This is a genomic window from Flavobacterium acetivorans (assembly GCF_020911885.1).
Taxonomy (GTDB): Bacteria; Bacteroidota; Bacteroidia; order Flavobacteriales; family Flavobacteriaceae; genus Flavobacterium; species Flavobacterium acetivorans.
In genome coordinates this window covers 2,488,237-2,501,832 of the sequence record NZ_CP087132.1, presented here as the reverse complement: position 1 = coordinate 2,501,832, position 13,596 = coordinate 2,488,237, and the positions used below count along the sequence as shown (strand labels likewise).

11 protein-coding genes are annotated in these 13,596 nt (G+C 34.8%); 4 read left to right on the top strand and 7 right to left on the bottom strand.

Annotated elements, in window-relative coordinates; genetic code table 11:
* Positions 1-22: 22 nt before the first annotated feature.
* Positions 23-1,684 (bottom strand): 2-succinyl-5-enolpyruvyl-6-hydroxy-3-cyclohexene-1-carboxylic-acid synthase, encoded by a 1,662-nt coding sequence (gene menD, locus LNP19_RS10915; protein ID WP_230061954.1) that lies wholly within the window; start codon positions 1,682-1,684, stop codon positions 23-25.
* A 117-nt stretch (positions 1,685-1,801) separates the two neighbouring features.
* On the opposite strand from menD, the gene LNP19_RS10910 reads away from it, so the two are divergent.
* Positions 1,802-2,296: a GNAT family N-acetyltransferase gene (locus LNP19_RS10910; RefSeq protein WP_230061953.1), complete on the top strand. Its 495-nt coding sequence runs from the start codon at positions 1,802-1,804 to the stop codon at positions 2,294-2,296.
* A 77-nt stretch (positions 2,297-2,373) separates the two neighbouring features.
* Here LNP19_RS10910 and LNP19_RS10905 read toward each other — a convergent pair whose 3' ends face one another.
* The 6 genes from LNP19_RS10905 to LNP19_RS15410 all read right to left on the bottom strand — a co-directional run bounded on the left by LNP19_RS10905 (position 2,374) and on the right by LNP19_RS15410 (position 10,917).
* Complete coding sequence (locus LNP19_RS10905; protein WP_230061952.1) at positions 2,374-2,961, bottom strand: glutathione peroxidase; 588 nt, start codon at positions 2,959-2,961, stop codon at positions 2,374-2,376.
* A gap of 137 nt (positions 2,962-3,098) precedes the next feature.
* Positions 3,099-5,825: a PKD domain-containing protein gene (locus LNP19_RS10900; RefSeq protein ID WP_230061951.1), complete on the bottom strand. Its 2,727-nt coding sequence runs from the start codon at positions 5,823-5,825 to the stop codon at positions 3,099-3,101.
* Positions 5,826-6,080: 255 nt separating this feature from the next.
* Entirely contained in the window at positions 6,081-8,294 is a 2,214-nt protein-coding gene (locus LNP19_RS10895; protein ID WP_230061950.1) for a TonB-dependent receptor, read from the bottom strand.
* Positions 8,295-8,313: 19 nt separating this feature from the next.
* The gene (locus LNP19_RS10890; protein ID WP_230061949.1) at positions 8,314-9,609 is read right to left on the bottom strand and encodes a tetratricopeptide repeat protein; all 1,296 of its coding nucleotides are present in this window, start codon (positions 9,607-9,609) and stop codon (positions 8,314-8,316) included.
* An 80-nt stretch (positions 9,610-9,689) separates the two neighbouring features.
* The gene (locus LNP19_RS15415) at positions 9,690-10,241 is read right to left on the bottom strand and encodes a DUF4331 family protein (RefSeq protein ID WP_255665573.1); all 552 of its coding nucleotides are present in this window, start codon (positions 10,239-10,241) and stop codon (positions 9,690-9,692) included.
* A gap of 25 nt (positions 10,242-10,266) precedes the next feature.
* Entirely contained in the window at positions 10,267-10,917 is a 651-nt protein-coding gene (locus LNP19_RS15410) for a DUF4331 family protein (protein ID WP_255665572.1), read from the bottom strand.
* A 231-nt stretch (positions 10,918-11,148) separates the two neighbouring features.
* Here LNP19_RS15410 and LNP19_RS10880 point away from each other — a divergent pair, with 231 nt between their 5' ends.
* The 3 genes from LNP19_RS10880 to LNP19_RS10870 all read left to right on the top strand — a co-directional run bounded on the left by LNP19_RS10880 (position 11,149) and on the right by LNP19_RS10870 (position 13,556).
* Complete coding sequence (locus LNP19_RS10880; RefSeq protein ID WP_230061948.1) at positions 11,149-11,679, top strand: RNA polymerase sigma factor; 531 nt, start codon at positions 11,149-11,151, stop codon at positions 11,677-11,679.
* On the top strand, positions 11,679-12,464 hold the full coding sequence (locus LNP19_RS10875; protein ID WP_230061947.1) for an anti-sigma factor: 786 nt from the start codon (positions 11,679-11,681) through the stop codon (positions 12,462-12,464). The genes LNP19_RS10880 and LNP19_RS10875 overlap by 1 nt, the downstream gene beginning before the upstream one ends.
* A 147-nt stretch (positions 12,465-12,611) precedes the next feature.
* The gene (locus LNP19_RS10870; RefSeq protein WP_230061946.1) at positions 12,612-13,556 is read left to right on the top strand and encodes a tRNA dihydrouridine synthase; all 945 of its coding nucleotides are present in this window, start codon (positions 12,612-12,614) and stop codon (positions 13,554-13,556) included.
* Positions 13,557-13,596 lie beyond the last annotated feature (40 nt).

The window sequence follows — 13,596 nt, the reverse complement described above, 5'->3', positions numbered from 1 at the left end:
CAGCTAAGTCCCATATCTAACATCATGTTAGTTCTTTAAAATATTGTAAAAGAATAGCATCATTCTCCAATGTTGGCGTAAAAATTTCCAAAATAGCAGGCTTCTCATTCTGAGAATATAAAGCAATTAAACCATTTTCTAAACTCGCTTCATCATTTGCCGTATTATATTCAAACCCGTGCATTTTGGCTAAATGTTCGGCTGTCAAACTGTGGGAGGTTTCAAAAAAAGTATTAAAAACAGGCGTTTCTTTATGTCCGGGTAAAATCCTAAAAATACCGCCGCCTCCATTATTGATTAAAATAATCTTGAAATTAGATGGAACGTATTGATTCCAAAGTGCATTATTGTCGTAAAAAAAACTAATATCACCCGTAATAAAAACAGTCTGTTTTTTATTGGCTACAGCCGCACCAATGGCAGTCGAAGTACTTCCATCGATACCGCTGGTTCCTCTGTTAGAATACACTTCTACCGACGGATCGATATCAATTAATTGCGCATAACGAATCGCTGAACTGTTGCTGATTTGCAAAAGGCTGTTTTGAGGCAAACTTTTAATCACTTTATCGAAAACTACGAAATCAGAAAAAGTAATTTTAGACAGATAATTTTCGCGTTTTATTTTACGCAAAAGGTTTATCTCATTCATTTTATCAAAATAATCGCTTGCAGCAGCTTTTGTAAGCGGCAAAAATAATTCAAAAAAATCATTTGGATTCATTTCAAAATGCTTCGTCAAAGCATCAAAAGTATCATACGCTCTTAAAGAATCAATGTGCCAATGATGTTTGGGTTTGTACTTTCGCAGAAAAGCTTTGATGCGTTTTGAAACAATCATTCCTCCAAAAGTCACCAAAACATCAGGATGAAAATTCTCAAACTCATCATCGGTAAAAGGCGTAATTATCGTATCAATATTAGCTATAAAGGAAGGATGGTATAAATTAGATGTGGTTTCAGTCATCACCACAACCGATTCCTCTTTTGCCAATGCTTGGATTACGTTATCACTTATCGCATTAGGTTGATTGACTCCAACAAGAATCATTTTTTTGGGTGCTTTATTCCAAATAGCTGCAAATTCAGCTAATTCTTCGATTGTAATTGTCTGAGGTTCATTTGCCGAAGCGGTACTATTCACCTTGACAGAAAGTTCCGAAACCGTTTCATACAAAGGCTCTTCAAAGGGCGCGTTAATGTGTACCGGTCCTTTTTTTAGAATTGCCGTATTGATGGCTTCGTTTATCTTGAAATCATTCTCAGTAGAAACCAATTCGTTCAAATTAGCATTGTATAAAGAATGATTGGCAAAAACATTTTCCTGACGAATCGTTTGCCCGTCACCAATATCGATTTTATTTTGAGGTCTGTCCGCTGAAATCACAATCAACGGAATCTGGCTGTAAAACGCTTCTGCCAATGCAGGATAATAATTCAATAAGGCAGAACCCGAAGTACAAACCAATGCTACCGGTTTCTTAGTTTGCTGGGCGATTCCGAGTCCAAAAAAAGCAGCAGCGCGCTCATCGGCAATACTATAACATTGAAAATCCGGATTACTTGCAAAACCTATTGTTAAAGGTGCGTTTCTGGAGCCCGGCGAGATTATAATGGTTCTTATTCCTTTGGCTAGACAAATTTGAATGATGCTTTGGGCTAAAGGTATTTTGGGGTAAATCATTGTATTTATTTTAGGGTTGCCCGCGGGCGAGAATCAAAGTATCAAAGATACAAAGTTGCAAAGGTTTTTCTATAAACTTAAATAGTTTTCTTAATTTTGAAGTAAATTAAATTTAACATGGAAATCAAGATCAGACCAGCCGTTTTTTCAGACTTAGACACTATATTGGAAATCGTAAATCACCAGATACTCAACAGTACTTCGATTTATGATTATGAACCACGGGATTTTGAAACCCAGAAACTGTGGTTTGAAAAAAAACAAGAACTCAATTTCCCCGTAATTGTGGCCGAATATGAAAACGCTCCTATTGGATATGCTACTTATGGTACTTTCAGGGAAAAAGAAGCCTATCGATTCACGGTGGAACATTCTGTTTACGTGGCTGAAGAATTTATGGGAAAAGGAGCTGGGAAATTTCTGTTGGCTGAGCTCATTCAGCTAGCCAAAAACCAAGGTTTTCACAACATGATTGGTGTTATCGATTCAGAAAATCAAGGCAGTATTGATTTTCACAAAAAGTACGGTTTTCAAGTTTCGGGAATTATCAAGGAATCAGGTTATAAATTTGACCGCTGGCTTGATTCTGTTTTTATGCAACTTTTACTTTAATTTTTCTTTTCAGTTATAAAAAAAAGCTATTCCTCAATTCAGGAATAGCTTTTTATTTTGCTTGTGTTTTCTTAAAACTAGGCTTTGATCCAATCGATTACTGAAGCATCTGTAGGCAATGTTCTTGGAGCAATGACTTGTTCTAATTGTCCTTTTTCATTGATCAAGTATTTTTGAAAGTTCCATTCTACTTCTGAATCTTTCAATCCATTTTTAGCTTTCTGTGTCAAGAACTGATATAAAGGACACATATCATCTCCTTTTACCGATACTTTATCCATCATTGGAAAAGAAACTCCATAATTTTCTTGGCAAAAAGTAGCGATTTCTTCATTAGTTCCGGGCTCTTGTGAGGCAAAATTATTTGCTGGAAAACCTATAATGACAAAGCCTTTGTCTTTGTATTCTTTATAAATAGCTTCTAAACTTTTATATTGAGGTGTCAACCCACACTTTGAAGCCGTATTGACAATCATTATTTTTTTGCCTTTGAGAGTCGAAAAATCAAAGACATTACCATATAAATCCTCTACTTTAAATTGATAAATCGTTTGTTTTTCCATAGCGGTTTCATTTTTACTTTTGACTGTTTTTTTGTTTTGTGCCTGACTTTGACCACCAAAAAGGAATAGGGCTAAACAAGCAAATACTACTATTTTTTTCATCTTTATATTTTTTTATAAAATTAGATAAAATGACAGGATCCAAAGTCGATTAACTCTATTATTTTGCTTCAACGGATGTTAAATAAATTACAACATTTAAAATATTGGAAATTCAAATTATTTGGATCTAGAAAACCTTATTCATTATTTACTGTAATAAAACTTTTTAAAGTTTGCGTACTTGTTCCTCTTGAATCAGTAACAGTTAGTTTAACATTATAATTCCCCTTTCGCGCTTTTCCATATGACACAATTGGTCTTTCTGCCTTTGATTTTGCAGGAATTCCTCCGGCAAATTCCCATAAAAAAGTGGCATTTTTATCAGCGACGGAATAATCAGCAAATTGTACCATTGGATCATCTTTAGAAACCCGTTTTTTATCTGCTGAAATATTTGCTTTGGGTGCAGTCAATTCAACCAAATCATTTTCCCATAACCCTCTTGATGTTCCAACGCGTAATTTTCCCTTAGCATAGTTAATAAACATAAAACTTGTGTTTGAAGCAGGCATACCCGAACCAAAAGGTACCCATTTTGACATTCCAGCCTTTCTGTAATAAATACCAAATCTTGTTCCTAAGTATAAAACATCATCGCTTCCACGTTGATAAATCATAGAATAAATAGCATATTGAGGGAGTCCTTCAGAATAATCATTCCATGTTAACCCTCCATCTTTTGACTGAATCACTTTAACAACTTCTTGATTTGCCTTAACTGATACCCATAAATGATTTGGATTTTTATCACTAACAGCTAAACGCCATAAGGCAAACCCCTTCAATAAAGATGCCGGTGGATTGACATCAGTCCATGTTCTTCCTTCATCTTTAGATTTAATTATTCGATTAGGCTCAACTACTGCATAAACGTAATTAGGATTAGCAAAACTTACTTTTACCGCAACTGCATTTGCTTTCTCAGTAATAAACTCTTTCATTACTTCCCAGGAAGTTGCATTATTAGTAGTTTTAGATAACTGATAGGTCTTATTTCTATCTCCGTAATCACTGCCATAAATGGTATAATATTGGTTCGGGTGGTACTCTAAATTATCTAAGGTAATATATCCTAATTGTATACCCAGTTCTTGAAAATGATGACTTTTTTTATCTGATAGGGAGCGTTTTACTCTTTCATGTCCCCAAGGATGATTGTACATATATTGATCATCAATAGGATTAATATTAGTTGCCATTGCATCAGCTCCATTAACTCCTATCCATCCTCCATAAACTTTATCATCTCTAAAGCATATTTGATTATGATTGAGGCCTACAGCCATAATATCATTTTTAAAGGATTGACTGTAGCCCCATAATTCCATAATCCCTAATCCATCTGTTTTATCTTTAACAACAGTATACCCCCCATCACCGGAATAATAGGCTCCTCCATCATTAGCATTCCAAATATGATTCCCTATTACCGAAAGACCGTGATGATCTCCATGAACTCCGGTGTGCGCATCATTAGAAGCATATCTATCATACTCTTTACCTGTCTTAATTTTTCCCGATCGGTCAAAAGTCCAAGTAGCTCCTCCATCAATACTTATTTTTATTTTATTGGCTGCACAAGCTATAAAGTTTTCATCTGTCTCTGAAACGGTAAAAGCAAAATTCCAAGTTAATTGCGCAAGATGACATGTTTCGCTCAGGAAATCTGTAGCCTCCATAGCATTGAACAATGGTTCTTCATTTTTAGGATTGCTTTTTTTGACAAATCCACGTCCTGCATCAACAGATTTAAAAAATGAAATTTTATCATTTGTGCCACCTCCATTGAATCCAATAGCAATATAAACGACATTATTATTTGCAGCTGTTGTTGCTAATCTCGCTCGATGTGCTTTCGTTTTATAATCAGCAGGATAACCATTATTTCCCGTACTAAAGGTAACTCCACTATTAGTCGATTTTTTAAAATTAATCCAATCTGTGGTTGAAGATTCTTCTAAAATATAAATCACATTCGAATCGTCCGGTTTAACACGCATATCCCAGATACGCTTATTCGTTTGGTAATTTTCAGTCCAAGATTTTCCACCGTCAGTTGATTTAAATATTTTATACTTTCCTTTTTCTTCAGTTGTAGCATAAACAATATCACTACTTACTCTTGGTAAGTCTAGCCACAAAAGAGAACCAAATGTGTCAGGAAAGTTTTTTTTCAGTGCCGTATAAGTCCAATTTTTCCCTCCGTCAATTGACTTAACAACTCCCATATTAGTACTAGCATAAACTACCTTCGAATCTTTTCTGCTATAAATAATTTCGTTTACCCATTCCACTTCAGGTATCCCACCCGAGACAAAAGACCAATTTTCTCCTCTATCTGTTGTATGCCAAATCCCTGCTGTAGCTGCTCCCGCCAATACATTACTAGTATTACTTGGATCAATCCTGATCGATCTTAAAACTCCTGTTCCTCCATTGCTCTGTGTGGTGTTCCATTTTAAAAATAGTTGATTCCAAGCGTTACCCACAAAAGAATCATTAGAAGTTAGTTCTTTAGCACTACTTTTTGAAGTTGAAGGGTCAATGTAATTCCCTTTAGCATCTATATTAGGAAAATATTGATGAGCAAACCTTCTATATTGTTTAACTTCTTGAGTAACAAAATAAGGATTATTTTTAAAATAATAATTGAACTCATCCCTTACTTCGTAAAAATTAGGAGTTGTACTTTTCATTCCTAAATACCAACTCGAACTTTTATATTTCTTTGACCAGAATTCTTTTGCTACTTTTTCTTTGGAAAGATCATCTGTAAAGGAGGTCTCATAACTTATAAAAGAGAAAAGAAAACCAGAAAAAATGAGGATTAAAACAATTAATTTTTTTTTGAATACCTTATTCATAACATACATACTTTTTTACCTTAAAATTATTTTTCGCATAATTTCAATTTATTAAACAATAAAACAGCACCTATTTTCAGTCTATTACTATCTACTTTTATAAAATAAATACCACAAAAAACACTGTTCATTGAGCCAAAAATACATTAATTAAAAACGTACAAAATAAAAAGCCTACCAGAAATAGAATAATAAACACTATTTCAAGTAGGATTTTTTATAACAGAATTACAATTAAATAAAAAGAAAATCTAATTAAAACCTATACCCTATTTTGGCTTTCATAAAGAAAGGAGTTCCCGGCGTAAAATGAATTTCTTCGACACTACTGGTCTCCTCTTTCAATCTGGATTCGGTAGCAAACTGGGTTTCGTTCCATTCAGTATTGAACAGATTCTCTATTGAAAATCCAAAAGTCACATTTTTATAATCATAATTTATGTTCATATCTGAAATAAAATAACCTTTGGCAATGATTGAATTGTCCTCATTTGCCGGACGATTTTTTAAATACCGATAACGCAAACCTCCTGAAAATCCATTCCATTTTTGAAAACTCAATCCGCCACTGGTAGTGAAATCAGGAGAAAGCGGAATATAATCCTGTCCTTTTAGTTCTTCAGTACTTCTGGCATAGGTATAATTAGCATCGGCATCAAGATACAAGCAATCGTTCAACTGGTAACGCAAACCTAAATCGGCGCCCATGCGATTCGATTTTCCACTAGGTTCAATAATTCCGGCATCACCCACATAGACAAATTCCTGTTGCAGGTACAGATACCACAAGGCCGAATTCACGAATAACCTAGGAAATGGTTTCCAAATTGTACCTACATCCATACCAATAGCCGTTGGTAAAATCTGTTTTCCATCATTTTGAACTACCACACGAGTATCATTGGAATGAAACCCTATTCCTGATTTTACAAAAAATTGTAAATTGTTATTTTGCGAATAAATAAAATTCAACTTAGGCGAAACTTTCACTTCGGTTTCAGACTGATTATTATACACAGGAGCCAGTTTGTCCTGATAATTAAATTTGAAATAATCCAAACGTACAGCAGGGTTTATGGTTAATTTTCCCAATTTAATTTCTGAATTCAAATAGCTAAATCCGTTTGTTTGGTCAATATCACCTAATTTAATATTTTCCAAAGTAGTCGTTCTGTTTAAGGTATGAGAAAGCTCTGAATCTATAGTAGCATCAGCTCTAAAACCCATACCCAACTGAAATGAAATATCCCAATCGCTATTTTTTATCTGCTTATTGAGCTCAACATTCATCCCATAAATAGAACGGTCTTCTTTTTGTTTGATTTGGTCCCCATTGACAGGATCTTCCAGAAAAAAAGTAAAATTAGAATACAACTCAAAATCATATTTGGAATAAAAAGCATTGGCTTTCAAGAAAGTATTTTCATCAATGGGCTTACTCAAAGTTGCATTCACATTGGTTCTAGCGGTAATTCCGCCCTCGGTATCATCAACAGCACCAAATCTGGAAATAGTACCATTATCTACTAATCGCTGTGGTATTTGTCCGGATGCATCCCATTTGCTGTAAAAACGCGAAGCCATTATAGAAAACTTACTGTTGTAATTAAGTATCGCCGAATATTTCCCCAGCAAATTGACTCTGCTGAAATTTTGAGGAGAATCAAAAGGGCCATCGGTTAGAATGTATTCCGTGGCAATGTAGGCACTTTGCTTTTTTTGCCTACCCAAAAGATTAAATAAACCTACTGTTCTAAGCGTATTAAACTGACCCGTTTCAAAACTGATGCTGCTGTTTTCTAATTTTTCTTTAGTTTGGAAAGTGACGTATCCTGCCGTTGCAAAATCCCCTTTACTGGCATAATACGTCCCTTTTCCAAAATCTATCTTTTCTACCGTTTCCGGAATTACAAAATGCAAATCGGCATAGCCCTGACCGTGTGCATGAGACACCATATTTACTGGTATTCCATCAACCGAAATGGCAATATCAGTACCATGATCAATATCAAAACCTCTTAGAAAAAGTTGTTCCGCTTTACCTCCACCAGCATGTTGCCCGATAAATAATCCCGGCACTTTCCTCAAAATTTCCTGAGAGGAATTGACAGGAGTAGTTTGTAAATCTATCTTAGAAATAACATTCAGTGCCGAAACTTTCTGCTGAATAACAATTTCGTTTAATCTAAAAATATCCTCTTCCAAGACAATTCTATTTTCAGTGCCTACAATAGTGAAATTCTTTTTTTTGTATCCAAAAGCCGTTACTTTTAAACTATTTCCTATCATCGATTTATCAATACTAAATAGCCCAAATTCATTAGTATGCGCATGACTTTCTGAATTTACATTAACGATATATGCATTCTCAATTGTGTTTCCGGCTTCGTCCAGAACAATTCCTTTTTGTATTTGACCGTGGGATAGTAATCCTAGAACAGACAGTAGTATTGTAAAAAAATATTTCATATTGGGGATTTATTGGATATTATAATTGTCTTACTTTTTCTTCCATGTTGGGACCTAATTCATAAATGCTAGATAGCAACTCTTCCTTTATCGGCACCACTTTATTCATTTTATTATTTGACTTGTAAATCATCGCTAAATGGTACTGCACTTTGGGTTCGAATGTTTTTCCCTCCACATACTTTTGGGCGATTTCCAATGCCTTTTTGCTTTGTCCCGTCTTCAAATACGACCAAGCCAATAAATCATAAGAATCTGGTGTAGGTCTATGATTGACTTCAATTTTGGCTATCGCCAAGGCTTTGGATGCCGTTTCCTTTGCATCGGCATAAATCAGAGTATTATATTTATTGTACATTGCTCCATAATCGTTATTCTCCTGCATGTAAAAATAAGCGTTTCTTTCATGTAACACCTCCTCTTTATTTCCTTCAAATTGAGCCATTTGAGATTTCAGCAAGCAAAAATCAGGCGTATTATGAGTCAATTCAATAGCTTCTACAATTCTTTTTGCCTCTTTTGTATTTCTTTCATAAGAAAAAACAATCCAAGCAATTCCTTTTAAAGCATAGGAATAATTGGGATCTATTGTTAATGTTTTTAAATAACAATCATAGGATTCTTGAATTCTTCCGGCGTGACCATAGAAATCACCCAGATTCGAATAAGACCATACTTTTAGTGTTGTATTATCTTCTTTTTCGGCAATATCTTTTGCCTTTTCCATGAAACTAATTGCGGTTTCCAAATCGCCTTTGTGGTCATTCCATTTTGCCAATCGAATCAAATAATCAAAATCATTCATGTCCTTAACCGCATTTAAATTCTTTTCGGCTTCGGTATAATTGCCTAATTCCATTTGGACATCAAACAATAACTTTTGAGTTTCTTTTCGAGCTTCACCAATTGCTAAGGCTTTATTAGCCAAAACTAAAGCTTCCTTGAATCGATGCTGTGTAATATAATTTCGAGCCAAAGAACGAATAGCCGCCACTTTAGAATACTTATAGGATTTGTTAACCTCTGTCAATAGTTCTTCTGCTTTGTATAAATGGTTCACCTCTCCAGTGTATTCAAAAAGAGTCGCATATTTTGAAGCTATTATACTTAAATAACTCATTTGATTGGGAGCAGCATCAAATTTTTTTTGCCAAAAATCAATTTCAGCATGGGCAAAATCCAATGCTTTATTTTCTTTCACCTTTAAGTAATTATTGTAGTCGGCAACTTTTGTAACTGGGGTGTTTTTATTATCGCAAGCGAATATAAAAAGGATTGTGAAAACCAAAACGGGGATTAATTTATACGGTTTCATAATATGTCGTTTATTAGTTGTTTATTAAAAAAACAGAGTGCTATTAATATAAAAGAACTCTGTTTTTTTTCAATTATGTCTTACCAGGCTGCCGCCAAATAAGGAAATGAGGCCAAAAATGGTTTGTCATTGGCATCTACATGATCTGAAGTAAGACCAGGATTAGAAGTTCCCATTGGTCCTCCAAAAATCAATAGTAATTCGACATCAATCACATCATCAGCCAAAGCTCTGCCCGTTAAAACATTAGTTCCGTCAAAAAAAGTAGTTTTTCCTGAAGTTTTCACGTTCAATACATCGGTAGCCAAAACACCTGTAAAAGCAGCCGCATCCAATCCTAGTGCGTTAGTGGTATAAGCCGGATTTAAAGCCAAAAGACGGGATTGAAAAGTAGATTGATATTTAGCGCCCATCATAGATGGAATAGTTGCATTAAACTCATCTTTAGGTTGTCCCGATGCAATAAATACTGTATTGATTGCCGGTCTTGCCATTTGATCTTGTTGCACAAAAGTTCCTGAGAAATCAGCGCTTACCATCATATTATTACTGTTATCGTCGTCGTTACAGCTTACTGAAACCACTGCACCCATTAGTGCTATTGCTATAATTTTGAATTTATTTGTCTTCATAATTTTTGATTTTAATAAATGATCTTTATTGTTTTTTCTTAGTTTCTGCCCACACATTTAAAGAAGTTGCTGTACCCAACATTGCTTTTGGAACTTCAACAACTACTGAAAGTACATTTGTTCCAGCAAAAGTATCTGTTCCCGGATTGCTGAATCCTGAAGCGGTTCCGCCTAGTATGGCCTGAAACTGACCTAAGTCAAAAAAGAAAGGATCATCTCTAGGACCTGCAAAAAACTTCATTCCACCACTTTCAGCAATCACAGCAGCCGATCCATAAGTAGAAATCGCTACGTTTCCTGAAGCAGCACTCGTTTTTATGGTGCTAGAGGTTCCAGTGGTAGCTGGAGCATAAGGACCAAAGAAATACATCTTATTTCCTTTTCTTATGGCTTGGATAACCAAATCTTCAACATTATCACCTGTATTATCGATGTTAATTTCAATCATCACATTTTCACTGAACATGGCCGCAGCAGTTGCATTGGGACTTAATAATCCTTGTGTATTAACCGCAAAGACTAAATTATTGGTATTTTCTCCCTGAAAAGTGTACATATCGGTAATATCAGCGGCATTTCCTGTTAGCGATGGCGCATCAATATGATCCGCTGCTACTAAAACTAAGCCTGTAATCGCCACTAGCGCCAGACCTAATATCATTTTTGGTTTTTTCATTTTGTTATAATTTAAAAGGTTATAAAAGCATTTACGCAATAAGTTTCCTTTTGGTTTTAAAAAAATTAAAAAAAGTTAATCAATCTAACAAATAGCTGTAAAACAACACTTTAAAAACTTTAAATAAATAAAATTGAACTCAATCAGAACCGATTATAAAGCAGTTACCAATTTTAATTATCCAATTATAAATAAGTTTGTATAAGTTTGTAAGAGTAAAACATAAAGTATATGACTCAGGAAGAACTTTTAGTATTGGTATATAAGAAAGACGATAAGGCATTTACACATCTGTACGATATGTATTCCAAAAGTTTATTTTCAGTTATTCATGTTCTGGTAAGAAATAGAGAAGAAGCAGAAGATGTACTTCAGGATGTTTTTGTGAAAATCTGGAAAAACATTGATTCCTATCAGGAAAGCAAAGGCCGATTCTATACTTGGATCGTAAACATAGCGCGAAATACTTCTATAGATATGCTACGTTCTAAAAATTTTAACAACAGCCAAAAAAACCTTTCTTCTGATAATTTCGTACATCTATTAGACGATAGCAGTAAACTAATCAATAAAGTGGATACAATTGGCATGCAGGAATTTGTAAAAAGACTCAAACCAAAATGCATTCAAATAATTGATTTGTTATTTTTTAAAGGTTACACCCAGCAGGAAGCTTCCGAAGAATTGGCTATTCCTTTGGGTACTGTAAAAACACACAATAGAAATTGTATCAATGATTTAAGAAACTATTTGAAAGTATAATGGAAAATAAAGAATATATAGAATCCGGAATTTTAGAACTTTACGTTTACGGTTTACTTAGTGAAACCGAAAATGAAGAGATTAGCGCTCTGGCAAAAAAAGATCCTGAAATCAATGCTGAGATTATTGCTATCGAAAAGGCAATTGTGGCATTATCTTCCAGTTTTTCGCCTTTTCAATCAGTTGCTAATTACGAAAAAATAAAAGCCAAACTCGACTTACAACAAACAGCCGTAGTTACAATGGAAGCTTCACGAAATTGGTCACAATATATCGGATGGGCTGCTGCCATTCTATTATTGGTTGGCATTGGCTTTCAATACAACCAATTGGAACAAACCAATAACCAAGTGGTAAATATTCAAATGGAAAAGGTAAAAATGAAGCAGGAACGCAAATTGTTAGAGTTAAAAAACAAACAAACTGAAACCAACTTAGCCGTAATAAGAGATGCCAAAAATACGGTTGTTGCTCTTGGAGGACAAGCTGTAGCACCTGAGTCATCTGCTAAAGTATATTGGAACAAAGAAACCGAAGTGGTTTATGTTGACGCATCCGGCCTGCCAGAACCTCCTAAAGGAATGGTTTACCAGGTTTGGGCCTTGAAATTGAATCCTTTGACCCCTACAAGTATTGGTTTATTGGAAAAATTTGATGAAAACAACCAACGCATTTTTGCTGTGAATAATACCGGAGACGCCGAAGCTTTTGGAATTACGTTAGAACCAGCCGGCGGAAGTTTGACCCCTACAATGGAACAATTGTACACCTTAGGAAAGGTTTAAAGAACAGAATATGTATCCTAAAAGACTCTCATTTGAGAGTCTTTTTTTTGTTTTAAACCACTTTTCTTAAAGACTAACAAAACATAAACTCACTAAGAAAGCCATAAGAGCCCAAAAGTATACTATATTTGCACAATTATATCTTTCATGAGCTACACCCTACTTTCTTCACCCCTTCAAGGTTTTACTGATTTTCGTTTTAGAAATGCTGTAAACAAGTATTTTGGAGGTATCGATACTTATTATGCGCCCTATATCCGTTTGAACGGAAAATTAGTCATCAAATCCTCTTATCAGCGGGATTTACTTCCTGAAAATAATGCCAATCTGGAAGTTATTCCACAAGTGATAACAAATGATGCCGATGAATTTTTATTTGTGGCAAAATATGTTCAGGAGCTGGGATACAAAGAATTGAATTGGAATCTAGGTTGCCCTTATCCAATGGTAACCAAATCAGGAATGGGCTCAGGGCTTATTTGCAATACCCAAAAAATCAATACAATTCTTGACAAAGTACATTCTGAATCGGATATTATTGTGTCGATGAAAATGCGTTTGGGCTATGAAAATACCGAAGAAATTCTTCAGGTTTTGCCCATTCTGGAAAACTATCCTATCAAAAATGTAGCTATTCACGCTCGCATTGGAAAACAATTGTACAATGGTGGCGTAAATCTAGACGCATTTCAACAATGTGTTGATGCCACGAAGCTTAAATTGTATTACAATGGCGATATTACCTCGGTAGCTAAATTCCATGAAATGCAAGAACGTTTCCCTTCCATAGATCACTGGATGATCGGTCGCGGCTTAATTGCTGATCCTTTTTTGCCTAGCATGATCAAAAACAACAGCAAGGAATACCCATCAAACAAAATGGAATTGTTCAGCGATTTTCATGATACTTTGTATGCTGGATATAGCGAATCTTTATCGGGTGCCACCCACATTTTATTGAAAATGCATCATTTATGGGAATACTTCTCAGTGATCTTTTCGAACCCACACAAAGTCCATAAAAAAATAAAAAAAGCCAAAAGCATCCGTAATTACGAACAAGCTGTAAGAGAAATTATAAAAGAAGGATAGTTTTTTTACCACAAATTGCGCAAATTTTCACAGATTATTT

Bases quoted from the DNA above. Each gene is read 5' to 3' on its own strand.
- menD (WP_230061954.1), bottom strand. From the start codon at position 1,684: ATGATTTACCCCAAAATACCTTTAGCCCAAAGCATCATTCAAATTTGT.
- LNP19_RS10910 (WP_230061953.1), top strand. From the start codon at position 1,802: ATGGAAATCAAGATCAGACCAGCCGTTTTTTCAGACTTAGACACTATA.
- LNP19_RS10905 (WP_230061952.1), bottom strand. From the start codon at position 2,961: ATGAAAAAAATAGTAGTATTTGCTTGTTTAGCCCTATTCCTTTTTGGT.
- LNP19_RS10900 (WP_230061951.1), bottom strand. From the start codon at position 5,825: ATGAATAAGGTATTCAAAAAAAAATTAATTGTTTTAATCCTCATTTTT.
- LNP19_RS10895 (WP_230061950.1), bottom strand. From the start codon at position 8,294: ATGAAATATTTTTTTACAATACTACTGTCTGTTCTAGGATTACTATCC.
- LNP19_RS10890 (WP_230061949.1), bottom strand. From the start codon at position 9,609: ATGAAACCGTATAAATTAATCCCCGTTTTGGTTTTCACAATCCTTTTT.
- LNP19_RS15415 (WP_255665573.1), bottom strand. From the start codon at position 10,241: ATGAAGACAAATAAATTCAAAATTATAGCAATAGCACTAATGGGTGCA.
- LNP19_RS15410 (WP_255665572.1), bottom strand. From the start codon at position 10,917: ATGAAAAAACCAAAAATGATATTAGGTCTGGCGCTAGTGGCGATTACA.
- LNP19_RS10880 (WP_230061948.1), top strand. From the start codon at position 11,149: ATGACTCAGGAAGAACTTTTAGTATTGGTATATAAGAAAGACGATAAG.
- LNP19_RS10875 (WP_230061947.1), top strand. From the start codon at position 11,679: ATGGAAAATAAAGAATATATAGAATCCGGAATTTTAGAACTTTACGTT.
- LNP19_RS10870 (WP_230061946.1), top strand. From the start codon at position 12,612: ATGAGCTACACCCTACTTTCTTCACCCCTTCAAGGTTTTACTGATTTT.